This window comes from Candidatus Dactylopiibacterium carminicum, from assembly GCF_014736495.1.
GTDB classification, from domain to species: Bacteria; Pseudomonadota; Gammaproteobacteria; order Burkholderiales; family Rhodocyclaceae; genus Uliginosibacterium; species Uliginosibacterium carminicum.
This window is the reverse complement of sequence record NZ_MDUX01000033.1, coordinates 1-19,783: the sequence shown is the minus strand read 5'-3', so window position 1 is coordinate 19,783 and position 19,783 is coordinate 1. Positions and strand designations below refer to the sequence as shown.

General features: G+C 64.3%; 19 protein-coding genes and 1 pseudogene. 8 read left to right on the top strand and 12 right to left on the bottom strand.

The window, feature by feature from the left end; genetic code table 11:
• Nucleotides 1-15: 15 nt before the first annotated feature.
• The 3 genes from BGI27_RS10735 to BGI27_RS10725 all read right to left on the bottom strand — a co-directional run bounded on the left by BGI27_RS10735 (nt 16) and on the right by BGI27_RS10725 (nt 2,012).
• Nucleotides 16-942, bottom strand: a complete 927-nt coding sequence (locus tag BGI27_RS10735; RefSeq protein WP_170943011.1) for a universal stress protein — start codon at nt 940-942, stop codon at nt 16-18.
• Nucleotides 943-1,032: 90 nt separating this feature from the next.
• A complete protein-coding gene (locus BGI27_RS10730) occupies nt 1,033-1,509 on the bottom strand; it encodes a GNAT family N-acetyltransferase (protein ID WP_170943010.1) in 477 nt (158 codons plus the stop codon).
• 5 nt (nt 1,510-1,514) lie between these two features.
• Nucleotides 1,515-2,012, bottom strand: a complete 498-nt coding sequence (locus BGI27_RS10725; protein ID WP_095524864.1) for a disulfide bond formation protein B — start codon at nt 2,010-2,012, stop codon at nt 1,515-1,517.
• A 201-nt stretch (nt 2,013-2,213) separates the two neighbouring features.
• On the opposite strand from BGI27_RS10725, the gene BGI27_RS10720 reads away from it, so the two are divergent.
• Nucleotides 2,214-5,054 (top strand): DEAD/DEAH box helicase, encoded by a 2,841-nt coding sequence (locus BGI27_RS10720; protein ID WP_223871745.1) that lies wholly within the window; start codon nt 2,214-2,216, stop codon nt 5,052-5,054.
• Nucleotides 4,982-5,512: a DEAD/DEAH box helicase gene (locus BGI27_RS18080; RefSeq protein ID WP_239591134.1), complete on the top strand. Its 531-nt coding sequence runs from the start codon at nt 4,982-4,984 to the stop codon at nt 5,510-5,512. Before BGI27_RS10720 ends, BGI27_RS18080 begins: the two co-directional genes overlap by 73 nt.
• 4 nt (nt 5,513-5,516) lie before the next feature.
• On the opposite strand, the gene BGI27_RS10715 is transcribed toward BGI27_RS18080, so the two are convergent.
• On the bottom strand, nt 5,517-6,731 hold the full coding sequence (locus BGI27_RS10715; RefSeq protein ID WP_095524863.1) for an MFS transporter: 1,215 nt from the start codon (nt 6,729-6,731) through the stop codon (nt 5,517-5,519).
• Between the two features lie 103 nt (nt 6,732-6,834).
• Between BGI27_RS10715 and BGI27_RS10710 the strand changes: the two genes are divergently transcribed.
• Nucleotides 6,835-7,758 carry a LysR family transcriptional regulator gene (locus BGI27_RS10710; protein WP_095524862.1) on the top strand — a complete coding sequence of 308 codons (924 nt, stop codon included), beginning with the start codon at nt 6,835-6,837 and terminating at the stop codon, nt 7,756-7,758.
• Between the two features lie 2 nt (nt 7,759-7,760).
• Here the strand turns inward: BGI27_RS10710 and BGI27_RS10705 are convergent, their stop codons facing one another.
• The 8 genes from BGI27_RS10705 to BGI27_RS10670 form a co-directional block, all read right to left on the bottom strand.
• Nucleotides 7,761-8,441, bottom strand: a complete 681-nt coding sequence (locus BGI27_RS10705) for an amino acid ABC transporter permease (RefSeq protein ID WP_095524861.1) — start codon at nt 8,439-8,441, stop codon at nt 7,761-7,763.
• On the bottom strand, nt 8,441-9,121 hold the full coding sequence (locus tag BGI27_RS10700) for an amino acid ABC transporter permease (protein WP_095524883.1): 681 nt from the start codon (nt 9,119-9,121) through the stop codon (nt 8,441-8,443). The genes BGI27_RS10705 and BGI27_RS10700 overlap by 1 nt, the downstream gene beginning before the upstream one ends.
• 2 nt (nt 9,122-9,123) lie before the next feature.
• Nucleotides 9,124-9,870, bottom strand: coding sequence for an amino acid ABC transporter ATP-binding protein (locus BGI27_RS10695; protein ID WP_095524860.1), 747 nt, complete (start codon nt 9,868-9,870; stop codon nt 9,124-9,126).
• A gap of 177 nt (nt 9,871-10,047) precedes the next feature.
• Nucleotides 10,048-10,890 carry a transporter substrate-binding domain-containing protein gene (locus BGI27_RS10690; RefSeq protein ID WP_095524859.1) on the bottom strand — a complete coding sequence of 281 codons (843 nt, stop codon included), beginning with the start codon at nt 10,888-10,890 and terminating at the stop codon, nt 10,048-10,050.
• An 11-nt stretch (nt 10,891-10,901) separates the two neighbouring features.
• Nucleotides 10,902-11,615: an aspartate/glutamate racemase family protein gene (locus tag BGI27_RS10685; RefSeq protein ID WP_095524858.1), complete on the bottom strand. Its 714-nt coding sequence runs from the start codon at nt 11,613-11,615 to the stop codon at nt 10,902-10,904.
• Nucleotides 11,588-12,991, bottom strand: a complete 1,404-nt coding sequence (locus BGI27_RS10680; protein ID WP_095524857.1) for an amidase — start codon at nt 12,989-12,991, stop codon at nt 11,588-11,590. Before BGI27_RS10680 ends, BGI27_RS10685 begins: the two co-directional genes overlap by 28 nt.
• A gap of 36 nt (nt 12,992-13,027) precedes the next feature.
• Nucleotides 13,028-13,969, bottom strand: coding sequence for a dihydrodipicolinate synthase family protein (locus BGI27_RS10675; RefSeq protein WP_095524856.1), 942 nt, complete (start codon nt 13,967-13,969; stop codon nt 13,028-13,030).
• A 96-nt stretch (nt 13,970-14,065) separates the two neighbouring features.
• The gene (locus BGI27_RS10670; RefSeq protein ID WP_095524855.1) at nt 14,066-14,998 is read right to left on the bottom strand and encodes a LysR family transcriptional regulator; all 933 of its coding nucleotides are present in this window, start codon (nt 14,996-14,998) and stop codon (nt 14,066-14,068) included.
• 324 nt (nt 14,999-15,322) lie between these two features.
• On the opposite strand from BGI27_RS10670, the gene BGI27_RS10665 reads away from it, so the two are divergent.
• The 5 genes and pseudogenes from BGI27_RS10665 (at nt 15,323) to BGI27_RS10645 (ending at nt 19,750) form a co-directional block, all read left to right on the top strand.
• Nucleotides 15,323-16,102 carry an SDR family oxidoreductase gene (locus BGI27_RS10665; RefSeq protein WP_095524854.1) on the top strand — a complete coding sequence of 260 codons (780 nt, stop codon included), beginning with the start codon at nt 15,323-15,325 and terminating at the stop codon, nt 16,100-16,102.
• Nucleotides 16,103-16,126: 24 nt separating this feature from the next.
• Nucleotides 16,127-17,608 (top strand): dihydropyrimidinase, encoded by a 1,482-nt coding sequence (hydA, locus tag BGI27_RS10660; RefSeq protein ID WP_095524853.1) that lies wholly within the window; start codon nt 16,127-16,129, stop codon nt 17,606-17,608.
• Between the two features lie 69 nt (nt 17,609-17,677).
• Nucleotides 17,678-17,998, top strand: a complete 321-nt coding sequence (locus tag BGI27_RS10655) for an MliC family protein (RefSeq protein WP_095524852.1) — start codon at nt 17,678-17,680, stop codon at nt 17,996-17,998.
• A gap of 272 nt (nt 17,999-18,270) precedes the next feature.
• A pseudogene (locus tag BGI27_RS10650) lies at nt 18,271-19,005 on the top strand (YoaK family protein); the annotation flags it as partial.
• Nucleotides 19,006-19,216: 211 nt separating this feature from the next.
• Nucleotides 19,217-19,750, top strand: coding sequence for a hypothetical protein (locus BGI27_RS10645; protein WP_095524850.1), 534 nt, complete (start codon nt 19,217-19,219; stop codon nt 19,748-19,750).
• Nucleotides 19,751-19,783: the final 33 nt, after the last annotated feature.

Here is a 19,783-nt window from a genome sequence, read left to right as displayed (position 1 = left end):
AGCCCGGTCTGGGCGTCAGCGCACCACCAGCACGTCGCGATCCGTTTCGGTCAGGACATAGCGGGTGACACTGCCCAGTAGCAACTCGTTCGTCATCGAGACACCGTGCTTGCACATGACGATGAGATCCGCCGAGACCTGCCCGGCGGCATCCATCACCCGGAAGCCCGGTGTACCGTGCGTGACGATAACCTGATAGCTGTCCGTCGTCAGGCCGGCCTCGTCCGCGAGACGATGAAGCCCCTGCATGGCCTGCTGACGTGCTTGGGCACGGTAGTGATCGAGCAGGGATTCCTCTACGGACGCTGCACGCAGACGCCCTTCGAAAGGGATCTCGAATGCATGGAACAGTGTCAGCGTGGCGTCAGGGGCTACCGCACGCGCGTATTTCACCGCGGTGAGTGATCCAGGCGAGAAGTCCACCGCGACCAGCACACGCCGATAGACAGACTCCACGGGTCTGCGGACCACCAGCAAAGGCCGCAGCGCGCGTCGCAAGAGCCGCTCTGCCGTTGTGCCCACGAGAATCTGGCGCACGAAGCCGGCACCATGCGCGCCCAGTACCACCAGGCTCGCATCCAGCGCATCGCCCAGATCGGTGATCTCGTCGAGCACCTTGCCATGACGTAGGTGTTGGCCGACGCTCAGGCCAAGCGGTTCGCAGATCTCCGCAGCCAGACCGGCAAGCTCGGCACGGAAGTCTTCTTCCAGCCGCGCCGTGACGCTGGTGACAGCGTCGCCGAACAGGTCGCGCAGGGCCGCCATGCCGCGGTTCTCGATCACGTGAAGCAATTCCAGCCGGGCCTTGCTGGCACTCGCGATGCTGGCGGCGCGGGCTGTCGCGAAACGCGAAGGGGCCGAGAGGTCGGTGGCGACGAGCAGGGTGCTGATGAATTTTATGGCGTGGTCTCCTTTCCAATGCGAAATGCAAAGGTTCGGCAAGCGCTGCGGCCAGATGTTCCATGCCAACGCGCATTCACGACGATGATGGCTATCACGTGGGCATGATGCAGCCCGGGAAAGCCCGAATGGTCAGACCTTGGCGCGGCGCATCGGCTGGCCTGCCGGCAGTCCTGGGCGTTCTGCAGGAGGGCCATCCGCTACGAAATCATGCCGTTCAAACAGGCCGCGGGAGAGCGCACTAACTTTCACGGTAAGACTGCGTGCGCCCATGGCTGCGGCAATTGCCAGCAGATCATCGAGGATCAGGCTGGCAACACCCTGGCGGCTTCTGTCCGGCTCCGTGAACAGCAGATCGATCTGCCCTGGCAGGGCGATGGCGCCAAACCCCACGATATTGCCATCGTCATCATGAGCGACACGTACCCAGGCCTCTTGCAAACGTTGCGTCCAGGCCTCGTCATCCACCAGCACGGCGGCCCAGGCGGCGCATTGCTCGGCCGGATAGGCTTGCGGACCAAGGCCAAGGATCGCAGCCCGGGAGAGGGCTGCCAATGCAGGAGCATCCTCCGCGCGGTAATCGCGCGTCTGCCAGGATTGTTCATCCATCTGCATCATGCCTGACGCCGCCGCCAGATCATCCACGCCACGTAGAGGGTGATCACACCCAGCACGGCGATCAGACTCCAGTTCGGCAGATACAAGCCGAGGAACTGAGGCTGATCCTGGGCGCAGTCGCTACCACCCATCAGGCCCGCGCGGAAGAATTTGTCCCAGGCCCCGATCTGCGCGTAATACGAAAGCCCCGCACCACAGCTGGTATCGGCGCTTTCAGGGAAGGCGATCACATAACTCTGCCGGGCCGAGCTGGCCAGTGCCAGCAGCAAGCCGGCCTCACCGAAGCGGCGAGTCAGGATGCCGCCAGGGGGCCAGGCTGCTGCGAGCAGGAAACCTGCGCCAGCGAGTAGGAAGGCGATGCGCTGGAACCAGCACATCGAGCAGGCTTCGAGTTCGAAAACGTGCCCTAGCAATACGGCCAGGCCGGTGGCACCGAAACAGAGAATGGCCAGCGCCAGCAGTACCAGGCGCTGGTTGCGAAGCAGGTTGATCATGGAATCTCCGGGGATGAAGGTTTGTTGGAGTGCTGCGTGCGACGCATGAAGCCACGAATCGTTCCCGGCGGATCATGCCACGCGGCCGCGCGGCAGGGGAGCCGGGATTCGGCTGATGCCGCACAGACTGCCCGGCAGCCTTGCTGCGATGTGTGAGGGCTGCCGGTAGAATCGGGAGCTTTGGCATCTTCCTGCACGCGCATGCCCGTCTCTCCCGCCCGCAGCTTCAAGGTAGACGACATCACCCGCTGGCTCGGCCTGCCCACGGTGAGCAAGGGCGAGTCCTATGTGGACGCGGTGAGCCAGCTGCATGTCAGCGATGGCGAGATCAGCGCCTTGGTCCAGGGGACGGCGCGCAGGCCCTACACCGTGCGTATCTCCTTCCGTCAGGAAAAGCGCAGTCACGGCGTGCACTGCCATTGCACCTGTCCCGTCGGCGGTTACTGCAAGCATTGCGCGGCTACCTTGCTGCGCGCGCTGCGCGAGCGCGACGTACCCGCCGCACAAGGGCCCGATCCACGTGTGGTGAGCTGGCTGCAGGATCTGCGCGAACGCGTCCGCCCCGTTGCGGTGAAACGGAGTGCCGAACAGCTGTTCTACGTGCTCGACTTCCATCCCACTGTCGGGCGTGTGGACGTCACCTTGCGCAAGGCACGGCCGCGTGCGGACGGCAGCCTGCCACCAGATGCTGCGCAATGGCACAACATCGAACGTGCCCTGCAGCAGGCGCCGGCCTTCGTCGACAGCGACGACCTGCTCGCCCTGCGCCAGCTCTGGCTGCATGCCGATCACAGCGGTTACTACACCAGCCTGCAGCTTCAGGGCGCGCAGGTGGGTGAGTTGCTGCCACGTTTACTGGCTACGGGCCGCGCGCTTTACGATGATCGCCGCTGGCTGCCATTGCACGCCGGCCCGGCGCAGCCGGCGCGTTTCACGTGGCAGGGTACGGACGAGGGCAGTGCCCAAGCCCGTTTCACGCTCGAAGGCCTGTCCGAGGCGCAATTGCTGCCTACCGATCCGCCCTGGTATGTGGATCCTGCCAGTGGCGCCTGTGGCCCCGTGCAGCTGGAAATGCCGTCCGTGATGGCGTTGGCACTGATGCGTGCGCCGCGTTTGCGGCCGGTTGATGCGGCGCTGGTTGCGCGCGAGCTGGGGGAACTGGCGCCGGCGCTGCCGCGCCCGGATCGTGCGCTTGCCCGCCGGGTGCGCACACTGCGCGTCAAACCGGTAGCCCGCTTGCGTCTGAGCAGCGAAGTCCACAGTTTGCAGCGTGCCTGGCATGGCTACCCGCCTTTCGCACGCCAGCTCATCGATCTGGCGCGGCCGGAATTCGACTATGACGGAATTCTGATCACACCGGGCAATACCGGCGAATTCCATGTACGTGGCGGTGAAACCGTACTGCTGGCACGCGATGCGGCCTTCGAGCAGAGGGCGCTCAAGGCACTGGCGGATTGTGGCTTCCAACTCATGCCGGCCGATCTCTTCTGGACACCGCCTGGCGATGAGCCTTACAGCCTGGGCGGCGAGGCCGCGTGGGATATCTGGATGACGCAACTGGCGCCAGCCTTGCGCGCAGCGGGCTGGGAACTGCTGTTCGGCGAGGGGTTTCGCCATCAGGTCATCGAGATCGACGAACTGTTCGCTGACCTCGAAGAGCGTGACAACGGCTGGTTTGACGTTTCGCTGGGCTTCGAGCTGGATGGTCAGCGCATCGCGCTGGCACCACTGCTGGCCGGCCTGTTGCGCGAGCGGCCCGAACTTGCCGATGGCGCCACGCTGGCCAGCCTGCCCGACGAAACACCGCTGCGCATCCTGCTCGAGGATGGTCAGCAACTGCGTTTCCGCCTTGGTCGCCTGCGCCCGGTGCTGCGCATCTTCATTGATCTGTTCGATGACGCAGGCGAGCGTCTGCGTGTTTCCCGCCTGGATGCGCCACGTCTGGCTGGGCTCGACAATCTGGCCGTCACCACGGGATTACAGGCCGTGCACGCGGCGCTGGCCCGTCTGCAAGGCGCGGCCGGTATTCCGCCGGTAGCGGTGCCGCCCGGGCTTGGCGTTGAATTGAGGCCCTACCAGCGCGAAGGCCTGGCCTGGTTGCAACACTTGCGCGCGAACGATCTGGCCGGAATCCTGGCCGACGACATGGGCCTGGGCAAGACCGCGCAGACCTTGGCCCACCTGCTCATCGAGAAGCAGGCTGGCCGGATGGATCGGCCCTGTCTGGTCGTTCTGCCCACTTCGCTGGTATTCAACTGGAAACGCGAGGCCGCGAGCATCGCACCGGCACTTTCCGTGCTGGCCCTGCATGGTCCGCAGCGCGATTTCAGTACCATCCCCGCGCATGACGTGGTACTCACCACCTATCCCTTGCTCTGGCGGGATCTGGAGCATCTCCAGCAGTACGACTACCATCTGTTGATCCTCGACGAGGCGCAGACCGTCAAGAACGTCACCAGCAAGGCCGCCGCCGCGGTGCGCAGCCTGCGCGTGCGGCATCGCCTGTGCCTCACCGGCACACCGCTGGAAAACCACTTGGGCGAATTGTGGACGCAGTTCGATTTCCTGCTGCCGGGGTTTCTCGGCGGCCAGCGCGATTTCACACGGCGCTGGCGCAACCCTATCGAGAAACAGGGCGATGCGCTGCGTCGCGATTTGCTGGCACGCCGTGTCGCGCCCTTCATCCTGCGTCGGCGCAAGCAGGATGTGGCCACGGAACTGCCGCCCAAGACCATCGTCGTGCGCAGCGTGCAACTGGATGGCGGGCAGCGTGATCTCTACGAGACCGTGCGCGCCGCGATGGATGACAAGGTCCGTGAGGAAGTTGCCGAAAAGGGGTTTCGCCGCAGCCAGATCGTGATCCTCGAAGCCTTGCTCAAGCTGCGCAAGTCTGCTGCGACCCGCGTCTGCTCGATCTGCCCAGCGCCGTGCGCATCAAGGAGCGAGCCAAACTCGAACTGTTGCTGGAAATGCTGCCCGAGCTCATCGACGAGGGCCGCCGCATCCTGCTCTTCTCGCAGTTCACCAGCATGCTCGACCTGATCCAGCTCGAACTGGCGCGCGCACGCATTCCCCACCTGCTGCTCACCGGCCAGACGCGTGACCGCGAAGCCGTCGTGCAGCGTTTCCAGGCCGGCGAGGTGCCGCTCTTCCTGATCAGCCTGAAAGCCGGCGGCGTGGGTTTGAATCTCACGGCGGCGGATACCGTGATCCATTTCGACCCCTGGTGGAATCCCGCCGCCGAAGACCAGGCCACCGACCGCGCCCACCGCATCGGTCAGCACAAACCGGTATTCGTCTACAAGCTGATCGCTGCCGGCAGCATCGAGGAACGCATCCTTTCGCTGCAGGAGAAGAAAGCCGCACTCGCCGCCGGAGTGCTCGAAGGCGATTCGGCCGGGTTGGCCAAATTCACCGAGGAAGACCTCGCCGGCCTGCTCGCGCCCTTGCCCGATTTACCGGTAAAGCCGGCAGGACGGGCAAGGAAGGGCAAAGCCTGAAGGCTCAATGTTTGGTCTTAGCCGGCCACACCCGCACCAGTAGCGCAGCCAGTGCGAAGGCCGCTGCCATCAGGCTCACACCGCGCCATCCGGCTCCATCCAGCGCAAGGCTGCCAAGTGCTGAACCTCCAGCCATGCCGACGAACATGGCGCCGATCAGTACCGCGTTGAGGCGGCTGCGCGCGGCTGGTTCGAGGCCGTAGATTATGCTCTGGTGAGCGATCAGCGAGGCCTGCACGCCCAGGTCGAAAATCAATGTGCCGGCGATCAGCAGCCACAGGTTGCCCGGCGCCAGGAAGAAACCAGCGAAACTCACGAAAACCAGCAGCGCACCGATGCGGGTGACGAGTTCCGGGCCTTTGCGATCCGCAATGCCGCCAGCCACTGGGGCCGCGAGCGCGCCGATGGCGCCGGCCAGGCCAAAGGCGCCGGCAACCGTGGCGCCGTAACCGAAGGGCGGTTGAGCCAGCATCACCGCCAGCGTGGACCAGAAGGCGCTGAATGCGGCGCTCAGGAAGGCTTGCGCCAGAGCGGCACGGCGCAGGCCGGCATGTCGGCGCCACAGGGTGGCAAGCGAGCCGAGCAGGGCGGCATAGGGAAGGTCGGTGGTCGGCGCAAAGCTTGGCAGGCGGCGTGCGGCGATCACCCCCAGGGCCGCAATGCCCAGCGCGCCAAGGCCGAACATCACCCGCCAGCCCAGCCATTCCGTGACGCCACCGCTGACCACCCGTGACAGCAGGATGCCCAGCAGCAGGCCGGTCATCACGCTGCCGACGATCTTGCCGCGCCGGGCCTCGGGGGCCAGCGTGGCGGCGGCAGGCACGAAATCCTGCGCCAGGGAGGCCGCCGCCCCTACCACAACGCTCAGCAAGCACAGCTGTGCCAGCGATTGTGCGCCGGCCATGGCAAGCAGCGCCAGTGCCAGAAGCACCGTCTTGGCGAGGATCACCTTGCGGCGGTCGTAACGGTCGCCGAAGGGCGCCAGCAGCAGGATGCCCAGTGCGTAGCCGACCTGGGTCAGCGTCGGGATGCGGCCTATAGCTGCAGCTGACGCGCCGAACTCGTGCGCCAGCGTACTCAGCATGGGTTGGTTGTAATAGATCGAGGAGACGGCCAGGCCGGCGCCTGCGGCGAGCAGGAAGACCAGACCATTGCCGAGTACGGCGGGTTCCGTTCTGGCAGAGGCCTGTTCTGCCGTGATGGCTGCAGGGGTGCTCATGGAGGGGGGTCCTTTTTTTGTCAGGGGAAGGTGTGCGCAGTGTGCGTGGCACGTAGATCTGTTGGAAGACGTATGTAGCGAAGAACTGTTATACATTTGACGTATGAAACAGCCCGCTGACCGCCTGACGCTCATGCAGACCTTCATCCGTATCGTGGAGGCCGGCAATCTTTCAGCCGCTGCGGCGCAGATGAATTCCACCCAGCCCACGGTCAGCCGGCGCCTGCAAACGCTGGAGCGTTCGCTGGGGCTGCAGCTCATGCAGCGTTCCACGCACGCGATGAAGCTCACCGAGGCGGGAACGCGCTACTACACCCATGCCAAGGAGCTGATCGAGCGCTGGAGCGAGTTCGAGTCGGATCTGCGCGGTAGCGTCGATGAGCCACAGGGGCTGCTGCGTGTGGTGGTGCCGCATGCCTTTGGCCAGCATCAGCTGGTCGGACCCATGAGCGAGTATCTGGCGCGTTACCCGCGGGTTTCGGTGGAATGGTTGCTGCACGACACGCCGCCCGATTTCATTACCCAAGGTATCGATTGCGCCATCCGTGTCGGCGGCGAGCCGGACCCGTCCGCGGTGGCGGTTCCTCTGGGGGAGGTACACCGCATCCTCATCGCCTCGCCGCAGTTGTTTGCGACAAGGCGCCTGCCACAACGGCCGGCGGATCTGGCCGACCTCTCCTGGTTGGCACTGCAGCCGTTCTATCGCAACGAACTGCGCCTTCTCGGCAATACCGGCGAAGAGCACCTGCTGGCATTTCGACCGCGCGTGGTCACTGATTCTCTGTATGCATTGCGCAGCAGCGTGTTGCTTGGTACCGGCATTGCCGCCGCTTCGGAATGGGTGGTGAAGGAGAATGTCGCGGCAGGCCGTCTCCTGCGCCTGCTGCCGGAATGGCAAGCCGTGCCGTTGCCTGTATATCTGGTCTATCCCTATGCGCCGTTCTATCCCGCCAGGCTGCGTGCGTTCGTCGACATCATGCGCAAGGCCATGAGCGTACTGCCCGGGAAGGCGCGTGCAACCGGCTGATTTCAGTGCCGGCTGCGCAAGCGCATGGCGGCCTCCAGATTGCTCACCAGCCGTACGGCAGGCCAGAGCAGCAACAGGTAGATCAGTGCGGCCAGCATCAGCGGTGTGGGGCTGAAAAGCACGGATTGCGCCGACTGGGCGTTGTGCAGCAGTTCGGACATGCCCAGCACGCTGGCAATCGAGGTGCCTTTCACGATCTCCAGGCTGTTGCCCAGCAGATCCGGCGTCACGTTGCGGACGGCCTGGGGCAGCACGACATGCGCCAGCGTCTGCGCCGCACTCATGCCGGTGGAGCGTGCCGCCTCGGTCTGGGCAGGCGGAATGCTGCCGATGCCGGCGCGGAAGATTTCGCAGTAGTACGCCGACGTTGAGAGCGTGAAGCTGATCGCCAGGGAAAGGATGGGCGGCAAATCGAGGCCCAGGAAAGGCGTGGCGAAGGAGACGAAGATCAGCAGCACCAGTTGCGGGAAGGAGCGGAAGAAATCCACATAGCAGTTCACCAGGATGCGCACCGCCCGGTAGTGGCTCTGGGTATGCAGCAATGCCAGCAGCAGGCCGCCGGCCAGCCCCAGGGGGATGATCAGGAGCGAGAGCTTGAAGGTGGTGAGCAGGCCTTCGAGCAGGAAGGGGAAAACCTGCCGTGCGATGTCCAGATTGAAGAAGGTTGTGAGAATTTCAGACATCAATGGCTCCCGGTACGGTGTTCGAGGTAGCGGGAGAACAGTACGAAGGGCAGGATCATCGCGATATAGACGAGGGCGCTGAGCGTGAGCGGCGTCGGGTTGGCGAAATCGCTGCTGGCCGCCTGTGCGCTGCCCAGCACTTCGTTGAAGCCGATGACCGAGCCCAGGGCGGTGTTCTTGATGGTGGCGATGCAGCGGTTGGTGATCTGCGGCAGCGCGATTTTCAGCGCCTGCGGCAACACCACGTGGCGCATGGCGGCAGACCAGGTCATGCCGGTGGAGCGTGCGGCTTCCATCTGCCCTTGCGCCAGCGCGGCGATGCCGGACCAGACGCATTCCTCGATGAAGGCGGACAGGATCGCACTCAGACACAGGAAGGTCGCCAGCGTCGCATCGATGGAGACATTCACGTAGGGCAGTGCGAAATACACCACGATCAGCAGCACCAGCGGCGGCAGTGCGCGCAGGACGTCGACATAGCCGACGATCAGCGCGGTGACGGTGCGACGCCGGGTGTAGTAGCGCAGCGAGGCCAGCAGGATGCCCAGGCCAATGCCGCAGACGATGATCAGGAAGCCCAGCAGCACGGTCTGCCCCGCCGAGGCGAGCACTATGGGTGCGGTTTTGGCGAGGATGTCCGGGTTGAAAAAGGTATGGATGAGCGAGGGCGTGGCATCCATGATCATTTCTCGTTCAGGAAACGGGAGAGGAAGGACTGCATCCGCTCGTTGTCCTGCGCCGCGAAGATCCTTTCGGGCGTGTCGTTGGCAGCCACCACGCCGCCATCCATGAAGATCACCCGGTCCGATACTTCCTTGGCGAAACCCATCTCGTGCGTGACCACCAGCATCGTCATGCCGGCCTCGCGCAGCTTGCGCATCACGCCGAGCACGCTGGAGACCAGCTCCGGATCCAGCGCGCTGGTCGGTTCGTCGAACAGGATGATCTGCGGATGCAGCGCCACGGCCCGCGCGATGCCCACGCGCTGCTTCTGGCCGCCCGAGAGCTGGTTGGGATAGGCGTCGCGCTTGCCGGCCATGTCGACCTGGGCGAGTGCCGCCATGCCGATCTCGCTGGCTTCAGCCCTGGAGAGCTTCTTGACGCAGCGCAGTGCCAGCGTCACGTTGCCCAGCACCGTGAGGTGCGGGTAGAGGTTGAACTGCTGGAAAACCATGCCGATGTTCTGACGGACATGGTTGATGTTCACGCCTTCGCGGGTGATGTCGATGCCGTCGAAGACGATCTGGCCTGCCGTGGGGCGCTCCAGCAGGTTGCAGCAACGCAGCATGCTGCTCTTGCCGGAGCCGGACGGGCCGATGATGGAGACCAGTTCGCCCTCGCGCACCCTGAAGTCGACCCCTTTCAGGACCTGGAGCGCGCCATAGTCTTTCCGGATCCCGACGGCTTCAAGAATGATTCGTTTCTGCATGGTTCTGGCTTCAGAGGAGCGGAGGATCGAGTGCCTGTTCATGTGCTGGCGATCGTCATGACCCGCCTTCTTCAGGAGAGGGGGCGGACGGCTGACAAAGGTCTGTGGCGAAATCCGCCCGCACTTCGATACCTCAGTGCGAACGGATCTCGGCTCGGACACGTCGGCTGTCTTCGCTTACTTGCAGACCGGTTTCGGAGCGTCGGGCTGGTAGCCTTCGAAGCCCTTCACGCCGATGCCTTCATAGACCACCACGGTCGGCGAGCTGGCATCGGGTTTGACACCGGTCCACTTCTCGTAGAGCGCCGGCAGCACGCCATTCTTCTTCAGGCATTTCAGCGCGTTGGAGATTTTCAGTTGCAGCTCGGCGTTGTCCTTGCGGAAGGCGATCGCCGCCACGTTGCCGGTGCGAACGCGGTAGCTCGTCTTCAGCATCGGGTTATTGGCACCGATCCAGGAAGCGGTCTGCAGGCTGGAAAGCGTGGCGAAGGCGCGGCCAGACTGCACGGCCTGGATCGCATCCGCGCCGGAACCGTACACATCCACCTTGAGCTGCAGTTCGTCCGCCTTGCTCTTGGCCCAGGCTTCGAACGAGGAGCCTTTGTTCACCGCGATGGTCTTGCCCTTGAGTTGGGCTGGATCGGTGACTGCCGGCGCATCCTTCTTGGTGAGGAAAAGGAAGTCGTTTTCCAGGTAAGGCTCACTGAAGAGCAGCATGGCGGCCCGCTCCGGCGTCACGTTCACCGGTGAGAGCAGCAGGTCGTACTTGCCCGAGTTCAGACCCGGCAGCGCGGCGCTCCACTGCCCGCTGTCGATGGAGATCTTCTGCCCGATCTGCTTGGAAAGCTCGGCAGCCAGATCGATGGTGAGCCCTTTCAGGCCGCCCCCGAGATCGGACATCGAGAATGGCGGCAGGGAGGAGTCCGCCGGCGAGAGCAGGTTGTCGGGTGAGGCCTGCGCCAGCGAGCTGGCAAGCAGGGTGGCGAGGAGCGTGGCAGACAGCTTGAGACAGGGACGCATGGCTTCTTCCTTCAAACAAGGGGGAGGCGGCAGGAGGCCGGGAGGTGCTGCAGTTGGTGGATGGCCGCCACCAGCAGCTGGATGGTGACGAGGTCTTCGCGCTGGCTGAGTGTCTGCGCGGCCGCCGCGACGGGCCCGCCACCGATCACCAGCACCCGGGAACCGTCTTCAACGATGGCCCGGTGAATCGATTGCCGGATCTTCGCTACCAGCGTGTCGTGATCCCGCGATGTCGTCGCGGCATCCTCGGCCGTGATGACCAGTGTGTTGAAGTGCGTCTCGCAGCCGTAACGACGGATCTGGCGCAGGGTGGATTCGCGCAGTCGCGGCGTGATGGTGAGCACCGAGAACGGCAGGCCGAGCGCGTCGGCCGCTTTCATCGCGGCCTCGCCGATGCCGACCACCGGGATTTCCAGCGCCTCGCGCAGCGCTTGCAGGCCAGGGTCGCCAAAGGCGGCAACGATCACGGCATCCACCGCCAGCGCCTTGATACGTGGCGCCATGGCCGCTACCTCGTCGGCCGCCAGCGCCAGGCTCTCCGGATTGTCGATCAGCGCCGCACCCCGGGCCGCAGTGAGGGAGAGCCAATCCCAGCCCGCCGGCGCCTGGGCGCGGGCGACCATCAGCATCAGCTCGGTAGTGCTGGTATTGGTGTTGGGATTGATGAGCAGGACTTTCATGGTCGCGGCATCCGGGCTCAGCAGGCTGGCCAGAGGTCCTTCCATTCATGCTGCCGTTCGAACTGCGCGGCCAGGTCCAGCAGCAATTCATCGGCACCGAAATCCGCCACCAGCTGGAAGCCCACGGGCAGGCCGGATGCCGTCGGCGCGGCAGGCAGGGCGATGCCGGGGTGGCTGCAGGCGTTCACCCAGCTGGTGAATACCGCATGGCCGCGCGGGCCTACCTTTTCACAATCGATCACGGGCGGGAAGGGTTCATCCTTCGGCCAGGGATTGGCAGCCGAGGTCGGCGTCATGATGATGTCCCAGGTCTCGAAAGCCTGACCGACCGCCGAACGCAACTGCAACAGCAGTTCGATGACGCCCTGGTACTCGCCGCCGCTGATTGCATCGCCGGCAATCGCGCGATCGCGATAATCCGGCGTCACCTTGTCCTTGAACTGGGGATGGTCGAGTGCCATCAGCGACATGCAGACGTTGCCGATCTTGGCCCAGTGATCCGTCACCGGCTGGATGTCGAAAGGCAACGCGCCTTCGACCACTTCGTGCCCCAGCGCTGCCAGCTGCTGTGCAGCGGCCTTGCAACTGCGGGCGATTTCCGGATCGACCGGGTTGTTGCCCAGCTTCGGCACGTAGAGGATCTTCAGCTTCCGCGGCGTGGCGGCAGTCTGGTCAATGGGCGCGAAACCGCGCGAGCGCTGATCGCGGCGATCCGGCCGGGCGATGGCGGCGAGCATCAGACGCACGTCGTCCACCGTGCGGCCGATCGGGCCTACCACTTCGCAGTCGTAGAGCACCGAGGAGAATCCGTCCGCGCGGGGAATGCGCGACAGGGTCGGCTTCAGCCCGACCAGCCCGGTGTAGCCGGCCGGCCGGCGGATCGAGCCACCGCCATCGGTACCCAGCGACAGCGGCACCATGCCGGCTGCCACCGAGGCGACGGAGCCGCCGCTGGAGCCACCGACGGTCAGGGCCGGGTTCCAGGGGTTGCCGGTGGCGCCGAAAACCGGGTTGTAGGTCGAGCCCCGGCTGGCGAATTCGGGCAGGTTGGTCTTGCCGATGATGATCGCACCCGCCTTGCGCAGCAGTTCGATGGGCAGTTCGTCGTGATCGGCGATGTTGTCCTTGAACAGCGGCGAGCCGAAGACGAAGGGCATGTCCTTGACGAAGATGTTGTCCTTGATCGAAACCGGAATGCCTTCCAGCCAGCTGCGCGGCGCACGCTTGGCGAGCAGTCCGTCGCTGACCCTGGCGGCTGCGCGCGCGCCTTCGGCATCGACATGGATGAACGCATTCAGCACTAGCTGCAGCGCCGCGATGCGGGCCAGGAAATGGTCGACGACCTGCAGGGCCGTCAATTCCCGGCTGCGCAGGCGCTCACCGATTTCGCGGACACTCAGTTTGTGGATTTCGATGGACATGGTCTTTTCTCTCGGGAACAGAAGGCGTTGCGCGGTTCAGTCGATGGCGTAGATGCCGCGATGGGCCAATGACAGGCCCACGCGTGCCACGGTGGCTTCCAGCTCGCGCAACGTGATCGGATCGATGCGCATGCCGGGGCTGCGGATCGCATCACAGGCGATCACGCCGCGGCGCATGTAGATCGCCTTGCGCAGCGCTAGGCCGATCTTGGGCTGGAATTCATAGCGGATCAGCGGACAGTAACGGTCGAAGGTGGCTGCCGCCGCCGCCAGATCACCGGCCGCGTGATGCTGGTGGATGCGCACCAGGATCTCGGGGAAAGCAAAGCCGGTCATCGTGCCGACGGCGCCGCGCTGCAGCTCTTCCAGGAAGTACACGCCGCCCAGGCCGCCGAATACGCGCATGCTGCCCTCGGCCAGATCGAGGATGCGGGTGATCTTCTGGCCCACCGGCGGCTCCTCCATCTTGATCATGCCCACGCCGCCTTCGCGGCCCAGGCGGGCGACCAGATCGGCGCTGAGCTCGGTGCCGAAGGAATCCGGGAAGTCATGAATCACCACCGGGATGCCGATGGCTTCGGCCACCGCGGGGTAATAGTCGAACTGCACGGCATCCGAGGTGGTATCCAGCGGTGCGACGAACACGGCCTCGGCACCCAGTGCCTCGGCTTCGCGGGCCTGCTCGATGGCGCCGGCAATGCCCAGCGCACGCACACCGACCCAGACCGGCACACGGCCCCCGGCGCGGGCGATGAAGGCGCGGATCACCTGGCTGCGCTCCTCCTGCGACAGCTTGTGCGATTCCCCCAGGAAACCCAGGATCGCCAGACCGCTGACGCCCGCCTCGATCTGGAAATCGACCAGTGAAGCGATGCTGGCCAGATCGAGTGCGCCGTCGGCCGCGAAGGGTGTGGGGCAGATGGTGAATACGCCTTGGGTGGTGGCGAGGCTGTCGGGGGTGTGGAGCAGGGCGGTCATGAGCGGATTTCTGGGTTGCTGTGGCGTTGCAATCCATTATTCAGAACGCTTCCGCGTGTGTCGTTTGCTTTTATGGAGGGCATCCATAACGGCGTGTTAAGCCATCTCGGGCAAGTCTGGCTGGCGTTGCGCCGGGCATTCCGTGCCCTGCATGAACCTGCGCAGCACGGTGACGAAAGTCTGCGCCGTCTGCGACAGCGGCTCGAAGCGGGTGTGCACCAGGTTGGCCTGCAGGCTGGGAGCGTCCTGCAGCGGGCGCACCACCAACTGGTTTTCCGGCCAGCTGCGCACCGAGAACTCATCCACCACGGCGATACCGGCGCCCGCCATCACCAGCGCACAGGCATTCTGTGGAGAACCCACCTCGATGGCAGTGCGGTAACTCTCGCCCACCTGTTCGAACAAGCCAGTGACCAGCAGACCGAAAGGCGAACTGCGGTCATAGGCGATCAGCGGATGCGCCAGCAGATCGGTGGCGCCCAGCAGGGCATGCCGAGCCAGTGCATGGCCGGGCGGGCAGATGCACACCAGCCGGCCGCTACCCAGTGGCGAGCATTCCAGGTTGGGATGATCGACCGGCACGATGGTTACGCCGAGGTCGGCCTGATGGTTCAGCAGGCGCTCCACCAGGGGCGACAGGCCCAGATACTGGAAACCCAGCTTGATCTGCGGATGATGCTCCCGGAAGGCGGCCATGGCCTGCGGAATCACCATCTGGCCCAGGCTCGGGCTGGATATCACGTTCAGGATGCCTTCGCTGTGCTCCTCCAGCTCGCGTGCCAGCTCGTTGACCCGCTGAACGCCGGCATAGACCTGCTCGACTTCGCGGAACAGCTTTTTCGCTTCGGGCGTCGCGTATAGACGCCCCTTGATGCGCTCGAAGAGCGCGAACCCGATGCGGGACTCCGTGTGCGACAGCAGACGGCTCACCGCCGGCTGGGAGACGAAGAGCAACTGCGAGGCGCCGCTGATGGAGCCGGTGATCATCACGGCGCGGAATACTTCGATCTGGCGCAGGTTCAGGGACATGGTTGGGCTCCGGCAGCAGGGAAAGACCACCCATAACGGGGGGTTAATGCTTTCTTCCTGATTAGCAAGGCCTGTGCCGCACGCCGGCTTACGTGTGCTGTTTAGCGCCATGGCATGAAGCGGCAACTGCTCCGGTTCCGAGTCATGGCGGGGAACGCCAGCCGGTTCAGGTGAATAACAAACGGTTAAGGCTGCCGGATAAAAAGGTATGGGACAGCTTCCGTGGCGCCGGGCAAGATGGAGTCAGGCAGGGGCGCTGCACCAGTGTGGTGAATCCTTGCTTCAAGCACTTCGTGCCCTGTTTCTGCATATCGAAGCTTTTCCATGGATCTTGGTATTTCGGGGCGCAAAGCCCTTGTCTGTGCTTCCAGCAAGGGGCTGGGGCGCGCCTGTGCGATCTCGTTGGCGCGGGAAGGCGTCAGCCTGACCCTGGTGGCGCGTGGCGCCGAGGCACTGGAGCAGACCGCTGCGGAGATCCGTGCCAGCGCGGGCGTCGAGGTGGCGACCGTCATCGCCGACGTGACCACCGGGGAGGGCCGCAGCGCCGTGCTGGCGGCCTGTCCGCAGCCAGACATCCTGGTCACCAATGCCGGTGGCCCCAAGCCTGGGGATTTCCGGAACTGGGATCGCGATACCTGGATCGCCGCCCTGGACGCCAACATGCTGACCCCGATCGCGCTGATCCAGGCCACGGTGGATGGCATGATTGCGCGCCGTTTCGGCCGCATCATCAACATCACCTCTGCAGCTGTGAAAGCGCCGATAGACATCCTCGGCCTGTCCAATGGCGCGCGCGCTGGCCTCACAGGCTTCGTGGCCGGACTGGCACGTACGACCGTCGTCCACAATGTGACCATCAACAACCTGCTGCCTGGCCCTTTCGAGACCGACCGCCTCAAGGAGACTGCCGCACAATGGGCGGCCAAGCGCGGCAAGAGCATCGACGAAGTGATCGCCGAGCGCCGCGCGGGCAATCCGGCACACCGTCTGGGCGACCCTGCAGAATTCGGTGATGCCTGTGCTTACCTGTGCAGCGCGCAGGCCGGCTTCATCACCGGGCAGAACCTGCTGCTCGACGGCGGGCATTATCCCGGTACATTCTGAGCCCCCGGAAAAGAAAAACACTCCATGGCATTCGATCTCACCATCCGCAATGGCCGCATCAGCAATGCGGACGCGACTTTCGAGGCCGACATCGGTATCCAGCAGGGGCGGATCACCGCCATCGCACCCGGTCTGCCGCCCGGTCGCGAAGATGTGGATGCCACTGGCCGCTGGGTGTTGCCGGGCGGGATCGACAGCCACTGTCACATCGAGCAGCTTTCAGGCATGGGCGTGATGTGCGCGGACGATTTCTACAGCGGCACGGTATCCGCCGCTTTTGGTGGCACGACCACCATCCTTTCGTTCGCGGCCCAGCACCGTAACGACAGCATCCCCGAAGTGCTCGCCGATTACCATCGGCGTGCTGCCGAGAAGGCCGTCATCGACTATGGCTTCCACCTCATCCTTACCCATCCGGATGAGCAAGCCTTGCGCGAGCACCTGCCCCGGGCCGTGCGCGACGGCATCAGCTCGCTCAAGGTCTACATGACCTACGACAGGCTCAAGCTCGACGATTACCAGTTGCTCGACGTGATGGACACTGCGGGCGAGCTGGGGGCGCTGGTGATGATGCATGCCGAGAATCACGACATGATCCGCTGGGTGGCGCATCGTCTGCTGGAGCGTGGTCACACCGCGCCGCGCTTCCATGCCGTGGCGCATGACGCGTTGGCCGAGACGGAAGCGACGCACCGCGCCATCGCGCTGGCGCGCCTGATCGACGTGCCGGTGTTGATCGTGCATGTGGCAGGCCGCGAGACCGTGGACGTGATCCGTGCCGCGCAGAAGCTGGGGGCCCCGGTGCTGGCCGAGAGCTGCCCGCAGTATCTGTTCCTGGAAGCCCGGAACAGTGATCTCGCCGGGATGGAAGGCGCCAAATTCTGCTGCAGCCCGCCGCCGCGCGACGCGGATTCGCAACAGGCCGTATGGCAGGGGCTGCTGGATGGCACGCTGGGCGTGTTTTCGTCGGATCACGCACCCTACCGTTTCGACGCTTCGGGCAAGCTGCCCAAGGGCGAGGCCACCACGTTCAAGGAAATGGCCAACGGCGTGCCGGGCATCGAGCTGCGCCTGCCGCTGCTGTTTTCCGAAGGCGTGATGAGTGGGCGCATGAGCATCGAGCAGTTCGTCGCACTCACCGCCACCAACCATGCCCGCCTCTACGGCCTCGCACCGCGCAAGGGCAGCATTGCCGTGGGGGCGGATGCCGACATCGCACTCTGGGATCCGCAACGCGTGGTGGAAGTCAGCGCCGGGCTGCTGCATGACAACGTGGGCTATACACCCTACGAAGGCCGGCGTATCACCGGCTGGCCAACAATGGTCTTCAGCCGTGGCCGCTACGTGGTACGCGACGGCGAGCTGCTGGCCGCACGCGGCAGCGGCGAATTCATCCCGCGCGGCCGGCCCGGTGTGCTGCGCACGGCGGCCTCCTGCGCACGGCGTGGTGAATTCAGCGAGTTGCTCGGGCTGAAGCCAGCCTGCGGCTGCGACCATCCGGACTGAACCTATTCGCTGGCGTGCGGGCTAATCTGGTGATGTACCCCCTGCCGTCATCACCGGAAGGTGCTCGATATGAAGAAAACCGTTCTGTCGCTGCTGGCGTTTGCGCTAGCTGCCTGTGCCAGCGTCCCCGAGGGCATGCAGAAGGAAACGCCGATGAACCGTGTGCACTACCGTTGTGCCAGTGGCGAGCAGATCGAGGTGCGTTACTTCCCGTTGCAGGGCGTGGCAGTGCTGGTGCGCGAAGGGCGCACGCTGGAGCTGCAGCAGCAGGTGTCCGCTTCCGGTTTCTGGTACAGCAACGGGCCGACCTCGCTGCGGGGCAAGGGGCAGCAACTCACGCTGGAGATCGGACGCATGGTGCCGATCCAGTGCGAGGCGTCTGACGACTGAAGCAGAAGTCTGCAAGATTTGATCGCACCGCCTTCCTTTCAGCGGTGAGCGGGCGTATGTTCCCAGCATTCCGCCGCCTGGGTGGCGGAACGGCTGCGGCTTCAGTGCCCCGGCCGGCCTGACTCCGACGAGGTTCTCCCCGCCGCCGCCTGACCGGCCTGATCCACGGCGTCGCGTGTGTGTTCAGCATTTCCTGCGTCATCGTTCCGGCTTCAGCTCCCCCTGCGTCAAGTCCGGTATCGCGAGGCAGTATCCGCGAGCCCCGTCATCTCATGCCCATTCGCTACGCCCGCCGCCTGACGGGCAGAAAACGCAACCGCGACAGCAACCTGCATCTCGGTTTCACCCTGGCATTCATCGCTGGCGCCACCAACGCCGGCGCTTTCCTGGCCGTACGCCAGTACACCTCGCACATGACCGGCGTGGTTTCCTCCATGGCCGACAACCTGGCGACCGGCGAATTCGGCCTCGTGCTTGCCGGAGTCGGCGCGCTGATCTCTTTCCTGGGGGGCGCGGCACTCAGTGCGATGCTGGTGCACTACGCGCGGCGGCGGCGCCTGCACAGCGAATACGCCGGTCCGCTGTTGCTCGAAGCCGTGCTGATGCTGTGTTTCGGCCTGCTCGGTGCGCAGCTCTCCACCATCGACGGTCTGTTCGTGCCGGCCACGGTGATGTTGCTGTGCTTCATGATGGGCTTGCAGAACGCACTGGTGACCAAGCTCTCGAATGCGCAGATCCGTACCACTCACATCACCGGCGTGATCACCGACATCGGTATCGAGCTGGGCAAGCTGTGTTACTGGAACCGCAGCCGCGAGGTGCACACCGATGTCGGTGCGAACCATGCGCGCCTGCGCGTGCTCGGCGGGCTGGCGCTGGCCTTCTTCACCGGTGGCATCCTCGGGGCCATCGGTTTCAAGCACGCGGGTTATGCGCTCACCGTGCCCCTGGCCATCGTGCCCGTGGTGGACGACCTCAGCCACGCGCTGCGTCCGCTGTGGCGCCGGCGCCCGGTGATCCGTGCGTCAAAGGGGTCGGTGTAGATCCCGTCCTGACTGGTTTTGGAACAGAAAAAGCCTCGCACCAGGTGTTCTTGAATGTGCCTGTTTTCCTTTTTGCATATTTCATGGACATGATCTATCCGCCCTCTTAAGCTGTGGCGTATACCGACCCTTTGCAGCACGAGGCGTCGCGTTTTCGCAAACTTAAGGGATTGTGATGAGTGAGTCTTCCGTCTGTGCAGCAGTCTCTCTCGATGAAATTGAGGCCTGGATCGATGCCGGTCTGTATCTGAGAGTTCATCCCCATATTGAAAACCTGCTGTCGGAACACGGTGTGCGTGCTGCCTGCCTTGCCATGCGGGCTTTGCGCTTCCTGGGTGAAGACCGTCGTGGCGATCTGATCGGTTTGCGTCTGGGGCGGCGCCATCGAGGAAATGCCGATGCAGTGAATGCATTGATCCGTACCCGCATTTACCGGCATGGCCCGTATGCCGGCTGGCTGGCTTTCGCACGATATCCGTTACCAGACGATGCATCTATCGCGGCAAAGGCTGATTACTTGTCGCTGCGTGGTTTTCTGATGGCTTTGTTTCGAGATTTCGATGTGGCTCGGAATCTTTCGGAACAAGCCCGCACCCTGAAGCCGGAAGATCCCTGGCTGTGGGTGGAATGGGCTTACTGCTGCGAGCGTGCCGATCAATATGATGAGTCGCCAGCGAGCTTGATGAATGAATCGCCCCCGGTTCACTAGACACTTCGAAGCCTTAAGCTGGCAACCAAGTGG

What these genes read in the sequence shown, in the direction of transcription:
- BGI27_RS10730 (WP_170943010.1), bottom strand. Translation starts at nt 1,509, where the DNA reads ATGGATGAACAATCCTGGCAGACGCGCGATTACCGCGCGGAGGATGCT.
- BGI27_RS10725 (WP_095524864.1), bottom strand. Translation starts at nt 2,012, where the DNA reads ATGATCAACCTGCTTCGCAACCAGCGCCTGGTACTGCTGGCGCTGGCC.
- BGI27_RS10720 (WP_223871745.1), top strand. Translation starts at nt 2,214, where the DNA reads ATGCCCGTCTCTCCCGCCCGCAGCTTCAAGGTAGACGACATCACCCGC.
- BGI27_RS18080 (WP_239591134.1), top strand. Translation starts at nt 4,982, where the DNA reads ATGCTGCCCGAGCTCATCGACGAGGGCCGCCGCATCCTGCTCTTCTCG.
- BGI27_RS10715 (WP_095524863.1), bottom strand. Translation starts at nt 6,731, where the DNA reads ATGAGCACCCCTGCAGCCATCACGGCAGAACAGGCCTCTGCCAGAACG.
- BGI27_RS10710 (WP_095524862.1), top strand. Translation starts at nt 6,835, where the DNA reads ATGAAACAGCCCGCTGACCGCCTGACGCTCATGCAGACCTTCATCCGT.
- BGI27_RS10705 (WP_095524861.1), bottom strand. Translation starts at nt 8,441, where the DNA reads ATGTCTGAAATTCTCACAACCTTCTTCAATCTGGACATCGCACGGCAG.
- BGI27_RS10700 (WP_095524883.1), bottom strand. Translation starts at nt 9,121, where the DNA reads ATGGATGCCACGCCCTCGCTCATCCATACCTTTTTCAACCCGGACATC.
- BGI27_RS10695 (WP_095524860.1), bottom strand. Translation starts at nt 9,870, where the DNA reads ATGCAGAAACGAATCATTCTTGAAGCCGTCGGGATCCGGAAAGACTAT.
- BGI27_RS10690 (WP_095524859.1), bottom strand. Translation starts at nt 10,890, where the DNA reads ATGCGTCCCTGTCTCAAGCTGTCTGCCACGCTCCTCGCCACCCTGCTT.
- BGI27_RS10685 (WP_095524858.1), bottom strand. Translation starts at nt 11,615, where the DNA reads ATGGAAGGACCTCTGGCCAGCCTGCTGAGCCCGGATGCCGCGACCATG.
- BGI27_RS10680 (WP_095524857.1), bottom strand. Translation starts at nt 12,991, where the DNA reads ATGTCCATCGAAATCCACAAACTGAGTGTCCGCGAAATCGGTGAGCGC.
- BGI27_RS10675 (WP_095524856.1), bottom strand. Translation starts at nt 13,969, where the DNA reads ATGACCGCCCTGCTCCACACCCCCGACAGCCTCGCCACCACCCAAGGC.
- BGI27_RS10670 (WP_095524855.1), bottom strand. Translation starts at nt 14,998, where the DNA reads ATGTCCCTGAACCTGCGCCAGATCGAAGTATTCCGCGCCGTGATGATC.
- BGI27_RS10665 (WP_095524854.1), top strand. Translation starts at nt 15,323, where the DNA reads ATGGATCTTGGTATTTCGGGGCGCAAAGCCCTTGTCTGTGCTTCCAGC.
- hydA (WP_095524853.1), top strand. Translation starts at nt 16,127, where the DNA reads ATGGCATTCGATCTCACCATCCGCAATGGCCGCATCAGCAATGCGGAC.
- BGI27_RS10655 (WP_095524852.1), top strand. Translation starts at nt 17,678, where the DNA reads ATGAAGAAAACCGTTCTGTCGCTGCTGGCGTTTGCGCTAGCTGCCTGT.
- BGI27_RS10645 (WP_095524850.1), top strand. Translation starts at nt 19,217, where the DNA reads ATGAGTGAGTCTTCCGTCTGTGCAGCAGTCTCTCTCGATGAAATTGAG.